The organism is Bradyrhizobium sp. SZCCHNPS1003 (genome assembly GCF_032381555.1).
Taxonomy (GTDB): domain Bacteria; phylum Pseudomonadota; class Alphaproteobacteria; order Rhizobiales; family Xanthobacteraceae; genus Bradyrhizobium.
In genome coordinates, this window is the sequence record NZ_JAUHIU010000002.1 from 480660 (window position 1) to 496916 (window position 16257).

Annotated in this window: 13 protein-coding genes and 1 tRNA gene; 10 read left to right on the forward strand and 4 right to left on the reverse strand. The window is 65.7% G+C overall.

Annotated features, from left to right (window positions below; translation table 11 throughout):
* Nucleotides 1-4: 4 nt before the first annotated feature.
* Nucleotides 5-805 (reverse strand): FkbM family methyltransferase, encoded by an 801-nt coding sequence (locus tag QX126_RS05900; RefSeq protein WP_315759258.1) that lies wholly within the window; start codon nucleotides 803-805, stop codon nucleotides 5-7.
* Nucleotides 806-1459: 654 nt separating this feature from the next.
* Here QX126_RS05900 and QX126_RS05905 point away from each other — a divergent pair.
* The 6 genes from QX126_RS05905 to QX126_RS05930 all read left to right on the forward strand — a co-directional run bounded on the left by QX126_RS05905 (nucleotide 1460) and on the right by QX126_RS05930 (nucleotide 7432).
* Nucleotides 1460-2620: a tlde1 domain-containing protein gene (locus tag QX126_RS05905; protein ID WP_315779839.1), complete on the forward strand. Its 1161-nt coding sequence runs from the start codon at nucleotides 1460-1462 to the stop codon at nucleotides 2618-2620.
* A gap of 1211 nt (nucleotides 2621-3831) precedes the next feature.
* Nucleotides 3832-4008 carry a hypothetical protein gene (locus QX126_RS05910; RefSeq protein WP_315779842.1) on the forward strand — a complete coding sequence of 59 codons (177 nt, stop codon included), beginning with the start codon at nucleotides 3832-3834 and terminating at the stop codon, nucleotides 4006-4008.
* A gap of 43 nt (nucleotides 4009-4051) precedes the next feature.
* Nucleotides 4052-4126: transfer RNA gene (locus tag QX126_RS05915), tRNA-Asp, on the forward strand.
* Nucleotides 4127-4166: 40 nt separating this feature from the next.
* A complete protein-coding gene (locus tag QX126_RS05920; RefSeq protein ID WP_315759261.1) occupies nucleotides 4167-4703 on the forward strand; it encodes an HNH endonuclease in 537 nt (178 codons plus the stop codon).
* A 662-nt stretch (nucleotides 4704-5365) separates the two neighbouring features.
* The gene (locus QX126_RS05925; RefSeq protein ID WP_315779844.1) at nucleotides 5366-6706 is read left to right on the forward strand and encodes an RtcB family protein; all 1341 of its coding nucleotides are present in this window, start codon (nucleotides 5366-5368) and stop codon (nucleotides 6704-6706) included.
* Nucleotides 6707-6859: 153 nt separating this feature from the next.
* Nucleotides 6860-7432, forward strand: coding sequence for a 2OG-Fe(II) oxygenase (locus tag QX126_RS05930; protein WP_315779846.1), 573 nt, complete (start codon nucleotides 6860-6862; stop codon nucleotides 7430-7432).
* A gap of 329 nt (nucleotides 7433-7761) precedes the next feature.
* Here QX126_RS05930 and groL read toward each other — a convergent pair whose 3' ends face one another.
* Together groL and groES are read right to left on the reverse strand one after the other, a co-directional pair.
* The gene (gene groL, locus QX126_RS05935) at nucleotides 7762-9402 is read right to left on the reverse strand and encodes a chaperonin GroEL (protein WP_315714737.1); all 1641 of its coding nucleotides are present in this window, start codon (nucleotides 9400-9402) and stop codon (nucleotides 7762-7764) included.
* Nucleotides 9403-9490: 88 nt separating this feature from the next.
* The gene (groES, locus tag QX126_RS05940; RefSeq protein WP_008966485.1) at nucleotides 9491-9805 is read right to left on the reverse strand and encodes a co-chaperone GroES; all 315 of its coding nucleotides are present in this window, start codon (nucleotides 9803-9805) and stop codon (nucleotides 9491-9493) included.
* 379 nt (nucleotides 9806-10184) lie between these two features.
* On the opposite strand from groES, the gene QX126_RS05945 reads away from it, so the two are divergent.
* The 3 genes from QX126_RS05945 (at nucleotide 10185) to QX126_RS05955 (ending at nucleotide 13478) form a co-directional block, all read left to right on the forward strand.
* Complete coding sequence (locus QX126_RS05945; RefSeq protein ID WP_315776727.1) at nucleotides 10185-10469, forward strand: usg protein; 285 nt, start codon at nucleotides 10185-10187, stop codon at nucleotides 10467-10469.
* Between the two features lie 187 nt (nucleotides 10470-10656).
* Nucleotides 10657-11235 (forward strand): cupin domain-containing protein, encoded by a 579-nt coding sequence (locus QX126_RS05950; protein ID WP_315776726.1) that lies wholly within the window; start codon nucleotides 10657-10659, stop codon nucleotides 11233-11235.
* Nucleotides 11236-11456: 221 nt separating this feature from the next.
* Nucleotides 11457-13478 carry an acyltransferase family protein gene (locus QX126_RS05955; RefSeq protein ID WP_315779848.1) on the forward strand — a complete coding sequence of 674 codons (2022 nt, stop codon included), beginning with the start codon at nucleotides 11457-11459 and terminating at the stop codon, nucleotides 13476-13478.
* Here the strand turns inward: QX126_RS05955 and QX126_RS05960 are convergent.
* A complete protein-coding gene (locus QX126_RS05960; RefSeq protein ID WP_315737449.1) occupies nucleotides 13416-14663 on the reverse strand; it encodes a NupC/NupG family nucleoside CNT transporter in 1248 nt (415 codons plus the stop codon). The genes QX126_RS05955 and QX126_RS05960 overlap by 63 nt on opposite strands.
* A gap of 117 nt (nucleotides 14664-14780) precedes the next feature.
* Between QX126_RS05960 and QX126_RS05965 the strand changes: the two genes are divergently transcribed.
* Nucleotides 14781-16007, forward strand: coding sequence for an MFS transporter (locus QX126_RS05965; RefSeq protein ID WP_315779850.1), 1227 nt, complete (start codon nucleotides 14781-14783; stop codon nucleotides 16005-16007).
* Nucleotides 16008-16257 lie beyond the last annotated feature (250 nt).

A 16257-nucleotide genomic window follows, 5' to 3' on the forward strand; every position in this document is an offset into this window, starting at 1 on the left:
CGCTTCAGGGCTGTTGCGGGATGATGTCCGCCAGCGCCTTGTCCCGCGCATGAATTGCGACCATGTTGATGCCGGCATCGATGGTCTTGTAGCCGCGGCAATCCAGCCATTGCCGCAGCTGCTCCGCATCGGTCTTGATCTTCTCGATCAGCATGATCGGCGTGCAGCGTTCGATCGTCGCCGCCGCGCCTTCGAGCGCCTCGATCTCCATGCCCTCGACGTCGAGCTTGATCAGGTCGCAGCGCGGCAGATTGAAATCGTCCAGCGGGAGCTTGCGCACCTCGACGGTGTTGTCCGCATAGTCGATGGCCTGGCCGATGAACTCGGTGTTGGGACGCTGGCGCAGCTCGAGGCTGCCGAAGCTCGATGGGGTCAGGTAGTTCGGGCTTGGGATGTTGAGCACGCCGCGCTCCGACGAGACTGCGGCATGGATGGCGATCGCATTGAAGCAGTTGTTGATCGCGATGTTGCCGGCGAGCGCGTAGTAGATTCGTTCTTGCGCCTCGATCGAGAGCACGGATCCCCAGCCGGTCATCGCCTTCGCCCATTCGATGGTGTGGACGCCGATATTGGCACCGCAGTCGATCGCGACGGCGCCATCGCCATGGTGCCGGCGGCGCAAGCCGAGCAGGCGGACGGCGAGCTGCACCTCGCCCGGATCGAAAGCCCCCGTGTCGAGGATCTGATAGCCGACGCCGTAGCCCCGGTTGGCGTCGACCATGCGATAGTCGAGCCGGTTGACGATCATCGTCCCGTGATTGCTCGCGGCCAAGACGAAGGCCAGCTTCCGGTCGGGGATCTGCATGGAGTCCTCTCGTGTCGTGTTCGGCAGGGAGCGGACGCGGTACGATTCGCCGGCGGAGTGTTGCCGAGAATCGTTCCCTACCATACCGCCGCCGGTGTCCACAGCGCGGAAAATCCCGGCTTGTTACGGATGCGGTCCACCTGCGGCTGCCGTCGCCATTGCGCCTTGGACCACGACCGTCCTGATCCGATTGCCGCGGAGACCGGGCGACATGCGATTGTACGTGACCAATGCATTCAGCCGCGTCGAGAAGATCGGCAAGACCATGTCCGAGCAGGGGCCTTGAACAAGTGAAAACTACGCCCTTTCCCTCGTCAGCACGCCTAAACGTGAGGTCATCGATAGCGCCCCTCTGGCAGAGCTCAATCGTTAACGCGGCCTGCGATGGTTTACGGATTCCGGCGGCCGTCGAATGCTGCTCCTCAGGAACGCCCTGGGGCGGCAATATTGCTTTTGGCTGGAATTTCGCCCTGTTTTTGCCCTGTTTGCCGGCAAAACAGACGTCCATGGTTAACCCGCCCTTAATCTGCCAAAACTTAATCAGCATTTAACTAAAAGTCGCCCTAATGAAGCTCTGTGCTTCTGCGAGATGCAAAGCGGTTGTCCGTGGCGCATCGAGCGAGAGTTATCGAGTATTCGTTCGGGCGTGAGTGAATGAGTAACAGTCGAGCTGCGTTGGCCGCACGAAATCGCAGGAAGTCTTCCCTGATCGCGTTCTCTCACAAATTGATCGGTGGCGCGGCAATCGCATGCCTGATCGGGGGCTGCGCTGTGACGGTCTATACCAAGATCATCGCGGCGGATGCCTATCCGACCCTGGGCAGCATCGAGCAGGATGAGCCCGTCGTGCGCCCGGCGCCGCGGCTTGCGACGCGCAGCGCCGCCGATGCGGTGGGTGAGGCCTTCTCGGCATTCCCGGAATCTCCGCCCGTTACCACGGTCGCCGCCATCACGCCGCAGATGTTCAACGACCGCTTCGGCGCGGCCGTGCCGCAGGGCGTCGCCTCCAACGCCGCGAACGGCGCGCCGCCGCTGCCCAGGCTCGCCGAAGCCGCGCCCAAGCAGATCGAGGCCAAGTCGGTCGAAGCCAAGCCGGCCGAGACTGCGAAGGTCGCCGAGGCGCCGAAGAAGGATGCCCGGCCGCCGATGCAGTTGGCGCTCGCCAATGCCAAGCCGGCCGCGCAGCCCGCGACGCCGGCGCAGGCCGCCGAGGCCAATCCGCCGAAGAGCAGTGGCTTCTCGCTGCGCGCGATGACCGAGCGCGCCAAGGCGGCGGTGCTGTCGATCGCCGGCGACCGGCATTCGATCCAGGAAAAGCTCTGGGGCAAGCCGGAGAACCAGGATGGCGGCCTCCTGGCCTATGCCTCGGCTGATTCCAACATCACCGCCAGCATCGCCAAGGATCCGACCCGCGGCGGCCGGCCGCCGTATGATTTGAGCACCGCAGTCTACGACATCTCGGCCAAGGCGGTGTATCTGCCCGACGGCACCAAGCTCGAGGCACATTCCGGCCTCGGCGACAACCTCGACAAGCCGAGCTCGGAGAAGATCAAGATGCGCGGCGTGACGCCGCCGCACATCTACGAGCTGAAGCCGCGCGAGGCGCTGTTCCACGGCGTGCCGGCGCTGCGGCTCAATCCGATCGGCGGCGAGGACGCCATCCACGGTCGCAACGGCCTCCTGGCCCACACCTTCATGCTCGGGCCGAACGGCGACTCCAATGGCTGCGTCTCGTTCCGCGACTACTACGCGTTCCTCGATGCCTACAAGAACAAGGGCATCCGCAAGCTCGCCGTGCTCTCGCGCATCGACTGAGGCGCAGCCGTTACGGAGTAGGGTGGGCAAAGGCGCCCATTCCGCGCGTGCCACACGAATATTTGTAGTTGGCGCCGTGCCCACCGTTTTGCCGAGGAGAGGGCTGATTGACGGTGGGCACGCTGCCGCCTTCGTCGGCCACTTTGCCCACCCCACAGGTCCTGCATCGACAAACAACGCCGTCGCCTGGCGTTGAGCCGGGGCCGGAATGAGATCCGTTTCACGCTTCAAAAAGCACGGCCATGACTGCGCATTCTCGCGGCGCCTGGCGCCCGAGTGCTGCTCGTAAACTGGGCCCTCCGAAATCGGAAGAGGGCGCGGGGAATGCCGGGTGAGGGCCTCACCCATGGCCCGCCTGCAGAAGAAAAAGCAGGCGGCAGTCACCACAGGTTCAGCCGCATCATCCGGCATTCCCCGCGCGATGGCCTTACGGCTTATACGTGGTCTCCCTGGTGCGCCGGGCTTTCTGGCCACCATCGGTCGGAGCATTCGTCTCTCCGACCTTGACACCAGCATCGGGGTGCCAGGACATCACGACTTCGCCGTGCGCACCGGATCGTTCGTCCGCGTGATCAGATCACGCTGCAACCCGACGCGCCCACCGCATCCCGCCCTCCACGTTCATGACGATCGCGAAGCGCCCCTCTCATGAGGACGGGACCGGCATAGAATGCACGGTTTCTGATTTTTGGAAACAGGAAAATGTTCGGGGTTGGCGGTGAGCGGGGCGATCCCATTGACCGGGCTCGACAAACGAATTTTCGCGCGCACGCGTTTTCGACCTCTCGCAGGGCCGATTGCGGCCTTGGAGCTCGCGATAATGCGCAACTGATTTGCCCGACGACCAGTCTGGTCGTTGCAAATCTGTCGCGTCGCCGGAGGCGCGCCGTCATCGCTTCCCCCTCCGGCCTTGACGGCTTCGGAAAATTCTGCGCATAGCTCTGCCCCATCGAAATTGACGCGCCGTTCGCCGACGCGCTCTTGAGGACCACGACCGTGTTGAGCCTACGCTCACATCTCGCGAATGCCCCCGCCAACGAACGACCGCTTAACTGGTCGCGCGATGGGTCCGGCATGGGCGTCGCCTGTCAGGGTCCGAATGATCTCGTGCTGTCCCTGACGACATCGGGACGCGAAATTCCAGCAAGAGCATAACCGGCGGCGGGATATCACCCTCCGCAGACATAGCGGGGGGTCTGATGACCCGCATGATGAGCCCAGATTCCGAGACAGTCGACCACGCCCGAGCGCTGTGCTCGCCGGTGGCGGTTGCCTTCGTGCGCATCGTCATGACGTGCCGCGGCGTCAGCGAGGCACGGGCTCGCCAGATCTATCTCGACTACATCAACGGCGTTCAGCCGGAGCACGCTCCGGTCGCGTTCGACTGATTGACGATGACCATGCCCGGTGCAGTCCGGGCGCGATGACATGGCCTATGTTCCCGTCTGGTGAAGGGACCGGATTGTCGATCCGGGAAGGCGGGTTCGATTCCCGTCATGGGCGCCAACACGACCGGGCAGATGAAGCGAAAGAGAGGAGGTCGACGATGTCAGCAACAAACCCGGCGCTGGTTCTCAACGCCGACTTCCAGCCGCTGAGCTATTTCCCGCTGTCGGTGGTCTGCTGGGAGGACGCGATCAGGGCCGTTGTCGGCGAGTCGCACGTCGTGGTCGCAGAGTACGACCGCGTCGTGCGGAGCCCGAGCGTCACCATGCGGCTGCCGTCGGTGATCGCGCTGCGCGATTACGTCAGGCCGGCGACGCGCGTCCCGTTCACGCGCTTCAACGTGTTCCTGCGTGATCGCTTCGAATGTCAGTACTGCGGTGGCCGCTATCTCCACGGCGAGCTGACCTTCGATCACGTCGTGCCGCGCGTCGACGGCGGCGAGACGTCGTGGACCAACATCGTCGCCGCCTGCAGTCCCTGCAACGCGCGCAAGGACCGGCGCCACCTCAAGCCGCGGCGGCCGCCGTTCGAGCCGGCACGGCACGAGCTGATGGCCGCGCAGCGCCTGTTTCCGCCGAGATTCCTGCACGTGACCTGGCAGGATTATTTGTACTGGGATGTGGAGCTCGAGCGTTGAGCGCCGCGTAGCACGGATGAGCGGACGCCGAAGCCCAACGGGCTTCGGCGGAGGCGACATCCGGGGTCTCGCGTGCCACTCGTATGAACCCGCATGTCGCTGCGCTCATGCGGCCTACGACTACTCGTCATGCTGAGCTGCAACGATCTTGCCGTCATTCCGGGGCGCGCGCAGTGAGCCCGAAGCCATAACCATGACAATTCATGACGTGCGTCGGCGGTGCTAAAACGCCACGAAGTATCAGCTACGTACGGCTCACTTTACAAACGTGAAAAATCCTGTAAGAGCACGCGCCAACTTATCCGGCGGACATCCGCCAGCGAGAGAGCCATGCCGATTTCGACCCCACGTCAGATAGAGGACAGCGCGCTGCCGCAACTGCGGCGCCGTGATTTCGTCCTGTGCGTGCCGGCAGTCTCCGCGGGGAGCGCGCTGTCCCGTCACAATCAACTAGCAGCGTAGCGAGGCAGCGGGATCGTCCCTCTGTCTTGAACGCCAGAGAGACGATCCGCCAGGCTGATGTCCCATCCGGGACACTCCGATCAGATCCGTCTCTCTGTTTGCACCACCGGACTTGCGCGGCGTCACGCCGTGCAAGTCCCGACCATTGCAGCGCCACGCCGGCGCGGCAGGGTCATGCATGAACGAGTGAGGAGGATCACATGCGAGCCGATCCCTATCAGGAGCGCGCGAGACAATTGGCGATCGAGGCCGGGCTTGATCCGGATGCGCGAGTCGAGCGGCCCGGGCAGCGGTCGATGCCGCTGTGGTGCACGTTCCGCGACGCCGCGCGCCAGGAGCAGCTGGCGCGCGAGGCCACGGCGCTGGGCGACACGGTCGCGAGCCGGCCACAGGCCGCGCAGTATCAGAACAGCCCGCTGAAGGTGTTTGGCCGTCACGAGGATGCGACCATCGCGCAGATGAGGAGCTGCATGGCGGTCGGCAATGCCGTGGCCGGGGTGATCTGCGCCGACGGTCATCTCGGCTATGCCCAGCCGGTCGGCGGCGTGATCGCCTATGAGAAGCAGATCAGCATCTCCGGGGTCGGCTTCGACATCGGCTGCGGCAACATGGCGGTCCGGCTCGACACGCAGTTCAGCGCGATCGAGGACAAGGTCGGCACCATCATAAAGGATGTCGCCAGGGTGATCTCGTTCGGCGTCGGCCGCAAGAACGCCGAGCGGGTCGAGCATGAGCTGTTCGACGACGCCGATGCGTGGCGCTGCTCCGACATGGACGCGTACCGGCAGAAGGCGGTCGGGCAGCTCGGCACGGTCGGGTCGGGCAACCACTATGTCGACCTGATGCGCGACGAGGCCGGCTTTGTCTGGATCGGCGTGCATTTCGGCAGCCGTGGGCTCGGCCACACCTCGGCGACGCGCTACCTCAGGGCCGCCGGCGGCAAGGACGGCATGAACGTGCCGCCCGCCGTGGTCGACGAGGACTCGGAGGTTGGGCAGCGTTACATCGCCGCGATGCAGCTCGCCGGGCGCTATGCCTATGCGGGACGCGAGTGGGTGACCGAGCGCGTGCGCCAGATCATCGGCGGCGCGGTCACCGACAGTGTGCACAACCACCACAACTACGCCTGGCGTGAGAGCCACGACGGACGTGACCTATGGGTGGTGCGCAAGGGCGCGACGCCGGCCTTTCCAGGCCAGCGCGGTTTCGTCGGCGGCTCGATGGGCGACGACGCCGTCATCATCGAGGGCGTGGAGTCGGAGGAGGCCAAGGCCTCGCTGTACTCCACGGTGCACGGCGCCGGGCGGCTGTTCGGGCGCAGGGAGGCCAAGCGGCGCTTCACGCGCGCCGAGATGGACGCCTGGCTGCAGGGCCGCGGCGTCACCCTGATCGGCGCCGATCTCGACGAGAGCCCGATGGCCTATCGCCGTCTGCCCGAGGTGCTGGCCGAGCACGCCGGCTCGGTGAGGGTGGTGCATACGCTGCGGCCGTTCGCCGTGGTGATGGCGGGCGAGGGCGAGTTCGATCCGTTCAAGGATTGAGCGCGCCCTCGTAGCCCGCATGAGCGCAAGCGACATGCGGGTCCGCACGTGCAGTTCGTGAGACCCCGGATGTCGCTCCGGCCGGCGCCCGCAAGGCGCCGGCCTTTGTCCATCCGGGCTACGCGATTGCGCAACGATGACGGAGACACGATCATGACCGAGCTGACCTGGCACGCCGACAATATCGAGACGATTGCGAACTTCTTCTCCACTGCCGAGTGCGAGGACTACATCCGCTTGGGCGAGCAGATGGGCTTCGAGGAGGCGACGTTGTTCGCGCCGCGCAGCGTCAAGGACTATCGCAACAACGATCGCGTCATCGTCGACGATACCGAGCGCGCGCAAGGGCTCTATCAGCGGCTCGCCGGCCATCTCGCACCGTCGTTCCAGCATCGCTGGCAGCCGGTCGGGCTGAACGAGCGGTTGCGGCTGTATCGCTATGATGTCGGACAGAAGTTCGAATGGCATCGCGACGGCCATTTCGAGCGTGACGATGGCGAGCGCAGCCAGTTCACCTTCATGATCTATCTGAACGATGATTTCGAAGGTGGCACGACGTCGTTCTGCGACGACACCGGCCTGATGCCGGATGGTCCGTTGCGCATCACGCCGGAGAAGGGCATGGCGCTGCTGTTCCATCACCCGATCATGCATCGCGGCGATCCCGTGACGAAGGGGCGCAAATACGTGCTGCGGACGGACGTGATGTATCGGCGGAGCAGGTGAGGGGGCGCGTCGCACAAGGCGCGCGCTCTGCGTTCGTCACTCCGGGGGGCGCGTAGCGCGAGCCCGGAATCCATAGCCACAGGCCGTCGCGTGGCGCGAGGTGCTTGTGGCGTCTGTCTTCGACCAACCACCGCTCGGGCTATGGATTCCGGGCTCATTCGCGCTGCTCCAAAACGGCTTCGCCATTTTGCGCGTGAACGCCCCGGAATGACGACGGAGAGGAGTTTAGCGACGAAGCCCGCATGAGCCCCGGCGACATTCGGGCCCCGGTGAAACAAAAAGGGCGCGGCTTTCGCCGCGCCCTTCGTATCTCTTGAGGAGGCTGGACCTTAGAAGTCCATGCCGCCCATGCCGCCGCCCGGAGGCATCGCGGGGCCGCCGGCGTTCTTCTTCGGCAGCTCGGCGACCATGGCTTCGGTCGTGATCAGCAGCGCAGCCACGGAGGCGGCGTTCTGGATCGCGGCGCGAACCACCTTGGTCGGGTCGATGATGCCCTTGGAGACCAAGTTGCCGTACTCGCCGGTCTGGCTGTCGAAGCCGTAGGCGTACTGGTCCTTCTCCAGGATCTTGCCGACGATGACCGAGCCGTCCTCGCCCGCGTTGATCGCGATCTGGCGGGCCGGGGCGGAGAGCGCCTTGCGGACGATCTCGATGCCGGTCTTCTGGTCGTCGTTCTTGGTGCGCAGGCCCTTGAGCTGCTCGGAAGCACGCAGCAGGGCGACGCCGCCGCCCGGCAGGATGCCTTCCTCGACAGCCGCGCGGGTCGCATGCATCGCGTCATCCACGCGATCCTTGCGCTCCTTGACCTCGACCTCGGTCGCACCGCCGACGCGGATCACCGCGACGCCGCCCGCGAGCTTGGCCAGACGCTCCTGCAGCTTCTCACGGTCGTAGTCCGAGGTGGTCTCCTCGATCTGCGCCTTGATCTGCTGAACGCGCGCCTCGATGTCGGCCTTCTTGCCGGCGCCGTTGACGATCGTGGTGTTCTCCTTGTCGATCATCACCTTCTTGGCGCGGCCGAGCATCGAGAGGTTGACGTTCTCGAGCTTGATGCCGAGATCTTCCGAGATCGCCTGGCCGCCGGTCAGGATCGCGATGTCCTGCAGCATGGCCTTGCGGCGATCGCCGAAGCCCGGAGCCTTGACGGCGGCGACCTTCAGGCCGCCACGCAGGCGGTTGACGACCAGGGTGGCGAGCGCCTCGCCCTCGACGTCCTCGGCGACGATGACCAGCGGCTTGCCGGTCTGCACCACGGCCTCGAGCAGCGGCAGCAGCTCGTTCAGCGAGGAGAGCTTCTTCTCGTTGATCAGGATGTAGGCGTCATCCATCTCGACGCGCATCTTGTCGGCGTTGGTGACGAAGTAGGGCGAGATGTAGCCGCGGTCGAACTGCATGCCCTCGACCACGTCGAGCTCGGTCTCCAGCGACTTGGCTTCCTCGACGGTGATGACACCCTCGTTGCCGACCTTCTTCATGGCGTCGGCGAGGAACTTGCCGATCTCGGCGTCGCCGTTGGCGGAGATGGTGCCGACCTGGGCGATCTCGTCGTTCGACGTGACCTTCTTGGAGTTCTTGACGAGGTCTGCAACGACCGCCTCGACCGCGAGGTCGATGCCGCGCTTCAGATCCATCGGGTTCATGCCGGCGGCAACCGCCTTGGCGCCTTCGCGCACGATGGCCTGGGCCAGCACGGTCGCGGTGGTGGTGCCGTCGCCGGCCGCGTCAGCGGACTTGGAGGCGACTTCGCGCACCATCTGTGCGCCCATGTTCTCGAACTTGTCGTCGAGCTCGATCTCCTTGGCGACGGTGACGCCGTCCTTGGTGATGCGGGGAGCGCCGAACGACTTGTCGAGGACGACGTTGCGGCCCTTCGGGCCGAGCGTGACCTTGACGGCATTGGCGAGGATGTCCACGCCGCGCAGCATGCGATCGCGGGCGTCGACGCCGAACTTAACGTCTTTTGCTGACATATTGGGTTTCCCTGAGTTGAATTGGTCGTCTCACCCTGGGCAGGGCGCCCGCAGGCGCTCCTCAGGGTGAGCGTTGAGCGGGTTGGGCTTAGGCGGCCTTCTTCTTCGACGCGGTGTCGGTGAGCACGCCCATGATGTCGCTCTCCTTCATGATCAGCAGCTCCTGGCCGTCGATCTTGACCTCGGTGCCCGACCACTTGCCGAACAGCACGCGATCACCGACCTGGACGTCGAGCGGGACCAGCTTGCCGCTCTCGTCGCGGGCGCCCGGGCCCACCGCGATCACTTCGCCCTGCGAGGGCTTCTCCTTGGCCGAGTCGGGGATGATGATGCCGCCAGCGGTCTTCTCTTCGGCGTCGATGCGCTTGACCACGACGCGGTCGTGAAGCGGACGGAAAGCCATACAGTCCTCCTAAGCTATTGAGGCGATTGTCAGTTTCTGGAATTTTGGCAGTCGGTGCCGGCGAGTGCCAGCACGTGGGCTGGATTTAGGGGAGAGCATTCAGCCGGACAAGGGCTTGTAGCAGAAAAATTAGCAGTCAACTGCGGGCTCTGCCAAAGCGTTCCGATAGCGTTAACGGGAGCGGAACGAACCATGAAACCCCGTATTAGCACCTGGGCTAAGTGGCTGCTAATGCAGCATTTTTCAACATGTCGTTAAACATTTAAGCTTGAGATGGGTTGAGGACATGCGTCACATTTCTTGGCAGTGAGCGCATCTTTGCCGGGTGGCTCCATCCCGGTTGGCCACACGGACATGCGCTCCAGAAACGGAGGTTGGCATGGTGTCGAAGGTTGAGGTTTCCGAGGACTTTCGGAAACAGGTGCTGGGTTACGGGCTGACGACGGCGCAGATCCTGTATCGGATGCCGGATCACCGCTCGCTGCTGCAGACCTATGTCTGGCAGAACTACGACCTGTTTCCGAAATTCCCCGCGCTGCAGGACTTCCTGGCGTTCTGGCAGGAGAAGATCGAGGGCCCCTTGTACTCGGTCACGGTGGCGCATTCCAAGCTGATCAAGCCGGCCGAGCTGCGCGCCGTCGACGGCATCTTCCGGCTGCATTGAGGCTGACGCGTAGCCCGGATGAGCGAAGCGATATCCGGGTTCAACGCGGACGCGCGTGAGTCCCCGGATGTCGTTTCGCTCATCCGGGTTAAGCGCTGCCTCGGCCCTGTTGAGGTCGTCGATCGGTCGACCCGCAAAGCGGCAGGTTGTGCTATCCTCGCGTGCGAGGACACGCAGGGAGAGCGCCATGGCCAAGAAGAGCCGCACCGCCAAATCAGCATCACGCGCCGCCGCGAAAGCCGCGCCGCGAAAAACCGCAAAGACAAAGCCGACGGCGAAGACCGCCTTCGCGGCGCCGGCCAAGCCGGGAAGGGTGGCGAAACCCTCGACGCGCAAGGCGCTCGCGAGCAAGGGGCGACCAGCGCCGGCGCCGCGCCGGCGCAAACAGAAGGTCGCCATCAGCCATCACCGCGAGGAGGACTTCAAGGCCGACGGACTGCGCGCCTATGCTGTTTACCGCGACCTCGGCATCGCCGACGCGACGCACGGGCTGGCGCGCGCGCATGTCATCCGCATGCTGCCGCCGTGCAATCCGCAGGAAGTCTCCAAGCTGCACACCCATGCGGTCGACTTCCAGATGGTCTATGTGCTCAAGGGCTGGGTGAAGAGCTACCTCGAAGGCGTCGGCGAGACGCTGATGCAGGAGGGCAGTTGCTGGACCCAGCCGCCGAAGATCCGGCACATGATCCTCGACTATTCCGACGACGTCGAGCTGCTGGAAGTGATCCTGCCGGCCGACTTCAAAACCGTCGAACTGTCGACGTAAAGCCGACAGAAACGGATGGAAACATTCGCGTGCGATGGACGGCGGTCGCATCGCGCGTGTGTGTTGACATCCGGTCTCGCGTCACTGGGACGGATGGGCCGGCGACGAATCCGTAAGAGGTGTTCGCCGCGGGCTTGCGTAAAGGCGTACCTGTCCCGTTGCCGCGCTTCGTCGTCCAGTTCGCTCCCACGATCCCGCGCGCGCCCCGCACGCGCGCATCGATGCAGCCCCGCATCGCCAACGCGGGCGCCGGTTCGGCTTCAGGTGCCGCCCATCGCGAGGACATCGACTGGCTGCGCGCCATCGCGGTGCTCTCCGTTGTCGCATTCCATTTCGAGGCGCCGGCGATCTTCGGCGGCTTCGTCGGCGTCGACATCTTCTTCGTCATCTCCGGCTACCTGATCACCGGCATCATTGCCGCGGAGATGGCGGCGGGCCGCTTTTCGTTCGCGCAATTCTACGAGCGGCGGGTGCGGCGGCTGCTGCCGGCGCTCTACGCCATGGTGGCGTTCGCGGCGATCCCGGCGTCGCAGGACATGCTGGGCTCCGAGCGCGCCGAGTTCTTCCGTTCCGCGGCCGCCGTCGTCACCTTCACCTCGAACATCTTCTTCTGGCAGCAGTCCGGCTATTTCGACCACGCCGCGGTCGAGAAGCCGCTGCTGCACACCTGGTCGCTCGCCGTCGAGGAGCAGTTCTATCTGGTACTCCCCGTCGTGGTCTGGGCCGTGTTGCTGATAGCGCGCGGGCGACGGCTGGCGCTGCCGGTCACGCTGGCGCTGCTGGCTGTTGGTTCGTTCGCGCTCGGTCTGCTGCTGATGCGAGGCGGCGCGTCCGCGAGCGCATTCTTCCTCAGCCCGCCGCGCGCCTGGGAATTCCTGCTCGGCGGCCTGGTCGCGATTTCCGGACTTCCCGCACCGCGGCCGGGTTTCGCCCAGCGCGGCGCCCGCGCGCTGTCGCTGCTGCTGATGGCGGTGCCGATTCTGGCGCTGCGCCCCGGACCGGGTTTCCCCGGCGTCGACGCGCTCGCGCCATGCCTTGGCGCGGCGCTGTTCCTGTGGAGCGGCGTCGGCGTGGCCAATGTGCCGCGCAGCCGGCTGTCACCGCTCGGCGTAGCGGCGTTCGTCGGCCGCATCTCCTATTCGCTGTATCTGTGGCACTGGCCGCTGTTCGCCTTCGCGCGCTTCGCCAAGCCCGGCCTGGCGCTCGACGGCTGGGAGCGGGCGGCGTTGTTCGCCCTCACGGTCGCGGTCGCCACGCTGTCCTGGCGCTTCATCGAGCAACCGTTCCGCAATCGCCAGTTCGCAGCGACCCCGCGCGCGGCCTTCGGTCTTGCGGCGCTGGCGAGCCTGCTGCTGCTGGCCGGCAGCGGCGTCGGCCTGCTACGCGCTAGCGCCGTGTCGGACGCCGACCGCGCGGCGCAGCGGCTGGACGCCTACAACGCCTACGACATGAAGCCGGTCTATCGCTACGGCACCTGCTTCACGACGCCGGACGGGCGCGTGCCCGGGGATTGTCTCCGTCCGGTGAGCGGCAAGGTCAATGTGCTGCTGTGGGGCGACAGCTTTGCGGCCCACTACTATCACGGCCTCGCCGCGAGCATCGATCCGCAGGCCGTCAACGTCATGCAGGCGAGCCAGCCGACCTGCATGCCGACCTTCAGCGCGGAGACGCAGGGGATCGCGGCCTGCCGCGCCCTGGCAAGCCAGATGCGCGACTATTTCGTGACGGCGCGGCCCGATCTCGTGGTGATGTCGGCGGACTGGCTCGAGAACGCCCGCCCGCCGCGCTTTGCCGGTATGGTGCGCGATCTCAGGCTGACGCTGGCGCGTCTCAGCGAGGCCGGCATTGCGGTGGTGCTGCTCGGTCCCTCCGTGCAATTCCGGGCGCGGCTGCCCTCGATGCTGGCGCGCGCCACCTTGCGCGGCATGTCGCCGGATCCCGTTGCGTTCGTCCGGTCCGATATCTTTGCGCTGGATCAGGCGATGCAGGCGGCGCTGTCGACGAGCGAAGGCCTGTCCTACATCTCGATCCTGTCGGCGGTCTGCGAGAACGGCCGCTGTCCGCTCACGGTCGGCGACGTCCCGCTGTCGTTCGATCATGCGCATCTCACGGCGGAGGGCTCCCAGCTCGTGATGGCGAGGATCGTGCCGCAACTGCTGCCGATGACGACCGAGCTCAGCTCACGTCAGCAGCCCGACGATCGCACCCATCAGGCAGGTGGTGAGGGTGCCGGAGACGATTGATTTGAGGCCGAGCGCGTTGATCTCGTCGCGTCGTGTCGGAGCCATCGTACCGAGTCCACCGATCATGATGCCGAGGCTGGCGAAGTTGGCGAAGCCGCACATCGCGTACAGCATGATCAGCCGCGCGCGCGGATCGAGCGCCGTCGCATCGAGCTTCGCCAGCTCGACATAGGCGATCAGCTCGTTGAGCACCGTCTTGGTGCCCATCAGGCTGCCGGCCGTGACGGCCTCCGACCACGGCAGGCCCATCAGCCAGCACACCGGCGCCATGACGAGGCCGAGCAGCCGCTGCAGCGAGATGTCGGCGCCGCCGATGGCGGGCAACAGCGACAGGATCGCGTTGGCAAGATGCACCAGCGCGACCAGCACCAGCAGCAGCGCGACGATGTTCATCAGCAGTTCGAGCCCGGCGCTGGTGCCCTTGACGATCGCGTCCATCGTCGAGGTGGCCTGCGTCTCCTCGCCGAGCGCGCCGCCGGTGAGTTGCTTCGACGTCTCCGGCACCATGATCAGGCTGATCAGGATCGACGCCGGCGCGCCGAGCACCGAGGCGATGACGAAATGCGCGGCGGCATCGGGGATCAGCGGCGCAAGCAGCGTGGCGTAGAGCACCAGCACGGTGCCGGCGATTCCGGCCATGCCGCCGGTCATGACGAGAAACAATTCGCTGCGTGTCATCTGCGCCAGATACGGCCGGATGAACAGCGGCGCTTCCACCATGCCGAGGAACACGTTGGCGGCGGTCGACAGGCCGACGGCGCCGCCGACGCCGAGCGTGCGCTCCAAGAGCCAGGCCATGCCGCGCACCAAGGGCGGCAGCACCCGCCAGTAGAACAGCAGCGTGGTCAGCACGCTCATGACCAGCACGATCGGCAACGCCTGGAAGGCGAGCACGAAATCGGCGCCGGGCGCCTTGAGGTCGAAGGGCAGGGCGCCGCCGCCGACATAGCCGAAGACGAAGGAGGTGCCGGCCCGCGAGGCCGACGAGATGGCGCCGACGACGTCGTTGATGGCGCCGAAGGCGCGGGCAACCGCGGGGACCTTGAGCAGGACGAGCGCGGTCAGGATCGTGACCACGAGGCCAAGCGCGGCCTGCTTCAGCGACACCGCGCGCCGGTTCTCGCCGAGCGCCCATGCGATCGCGAGCAGCGCGACGATCCCGAATCCCGATTGCAGCTGCAGCATCAGATCCCCCGAACCCCGTTTCATTATGAGCGCAGGGAACAGCCGCGCGCAATGCCGTGCGGCCATGCGGGGCTTGCGATTGACAAGCAGTTGGGCCTGCGTCACGCAGGCGCCACCATGTCGTCCACCGTCCCGATCGGCGCGCGCGATCTCTTGAAGCAAAGCGCGTTCCTGTTCTTCCTGTCGTCCCGCAGCCTGTCGCGCTTTGCGAGCCAGATCGCCGCAGTGGCGATCGGTTGGCAGATCTACGATCTCACCGGGCGTGCCTTCGATCTCGGCATGGTCGGGCTGATCCAGTTCCTGCCGACGGCGCTGCTGGTGTTCGTCGCCGGCAGCGCCGCCGACCGATTCCAGCGCAAGCGCGTCGTGCAGCTCTGTCAGCTCGTCGAGGCGCTGACGGCGCTCTATCTGTGCTGGGGCGCCTACGCCGGTCAGCTCGGCGAATTCGAACTGTTTGCTGCGATCTTCGTGCTCGGCATTGCCGGGGCGTTCGAGAGCCCCGCGACCGCGGCGCTGCTGCCGCTGATCGCCCCGGCAGGCACGCTGCAGCGGGCGAGCGCACTGTCGAGCGGGGCCGCGCAACTCGCGACCATCGCCGGTCCCGCCATCGGCGGCTTCGCCTACGCGGTCGCGCCGGGTCTACCCTATGGCATCATGATGCTGTTCTGGATTGCCGGCATGGGGCTGACCGGCCTGATGCAGGTACCGGAGGACGTTCCGGTCGAGCGGATCGACGGCAGCAAGGCCGACCTGTTCGCTGGCGTCCGCTTCATCCGCGCCCATCCTGCGATTCTCGGCACCATCTCGCTCGATCTGTTCGCGGTGTTGCTCGGCGGCGTCACGGCCTTGCTGCCGATCTATGCGCGCGACGTCCTTCAGGCCGGGCCGTTCGGGCTCGGCGTGCTGCGCGCAGCGCCCGCGGTCGGCGCGCTGGCGATGACGGCGGTGCTGGCGCGCTACACCATCCGGCGGCGCGTCGGCCTGCGCATGTTCCAGGCGGTGATCGTGTTCGGCGCGGCGACGGTCGTGTTCACCGTCTCGCATGTGATGTGGATCTCGGTCGCTGCGCTCGCCATTCTCGGTGCCGCCGACACCATCAGCGTCGTGATCCGCTTCTCGTTGGTGCAGCTCGCGACGCCCAACGAGATGCGCGGCCGCGTCGGCGCGGTGAACTTCCTGTTCATCAACGCCTCCAACCAGCTCGGCCAGTTCGAGAGCGGCATCACCGCCGCGCTGCTCGGCGCCATGCCCGCCGCCATCCTCGGCGGCGTCGGCACCATCGCGGTCGCGCTTCTGTGGATGAAGCTGTTTCCGACGCTGCGGAAGGTGGAGCGGTTGGAGTAGGAGTCGTGGAGGCACCCTGCCGTAGGGTGGGCAAAGCGGCCGCCCGAAGGGCGGCAGCGTGCCCACCATTGAGCGGCATCATGAGCGGCCAGACGGTGGGCACGGCGCCATTGCTATCTCGTTTGCCGAGACAGCGCGTCAGCGCCTTTGCCCACCCTACAAGCGGTGGCTAGCTGTGGTCTTCCAGGAGGTTGTCCATCCGGTCTGAACCGAGGAAGCTGAGGTTGCGAAGCTTCAGTGTTCCAAGGAG

Bases quoted from the DNA above. Each gene is read 5' to 3' on its own strand.
- QX126_RS05960 (WP_315737449.1), bottom strand. From the start codon at position 14,663: ATGCTGCAGCTGCAATCGGGATTCGGGATCGTCGCGCTGCTCGCGATC.
- groL (WP_315714737.1), bottom strand. From the start codon at position 9,402: ATGTCAGCAAAAGACGTTAAGTTCGGCGTCGACGCCCGCGATCGCATG.
- QX126_RS05925 (WP_315779844.1), top strand. From the start codon at position 5,366: ATGCGAGCCGATCCCTATCAGGAGCGCGCGAGACAATTGGCGATCGAG.
- QX126_RS05900 (WP_315759258.1), bottom strand. From the start codon at position 805: ATGCAGATCCCCGACCGGAAGCTGGCCTTCGTCTTGGCCGCGAGCAAT.
- QX126_RS05920 (WP_315759261.1), top strand. From the start codon at position 4,167: ATGTCAGCAACAAACCCGGCGCTGGTTCTCAACGCCGACTTCCAGCCG.
- QX126_RS05955 (WP_315779848.1), top strand. From the start codon at position 11,457: ATGCAGCCCCGCATCGCCAACGCGGGCGCCGGTTCGGCTTCAGGTGCC.
- QX126_RS05905 (WP_315779839.1), top strand. From the start codon at position 1,460: ATGAGTAACAGTCGAGCTGCGTTGGCCGCACGAAATCGCAGGAAGTCT.
- groES (WP_008966485.1), bottom strand. From the start codon at position 9,805: ATGGCTTTCCGTCCGCTTCACGACCGCGTCGTGGTCAAGCGCATCGAC.
- QX126_RS05910 (WP_315779842.1), top strand. From the start codon at position 3,832: ATGAGCCCAGATTCCGAGACAGTCGACCACGCCCGAGCGCTGTGCTCG.
- QX126_RS05950 (WP_315776726.1), top strand. From the start codon at position 10,657: ATGGCCAAGAAGAGCCGCACCGCCAAATCAGCATCACGCGCCGCCGCG.
- QX126_RS05945 (WP_315776727.1), top strand. From the start codon at position 10,185: ATGGTGTCGAAGGTTGAGGTTTCCGAGGACTTTCGGAAACAGGTGCTG.
- QX126_RS05930 (WP_315779846.1), top strand. From the start codon at position 6,860: ATGACCGAGCTGACCTGGCACGCCGACAATATCGAGACGATTGCGAAC.
- QX126_RS05965 (WP_315779850.1), top strand. From the start codon at position 14,781: ATGTCGTCCACCGTCCCGATCGGCGCGCGCGATCTCTTGAAGCAAAGC.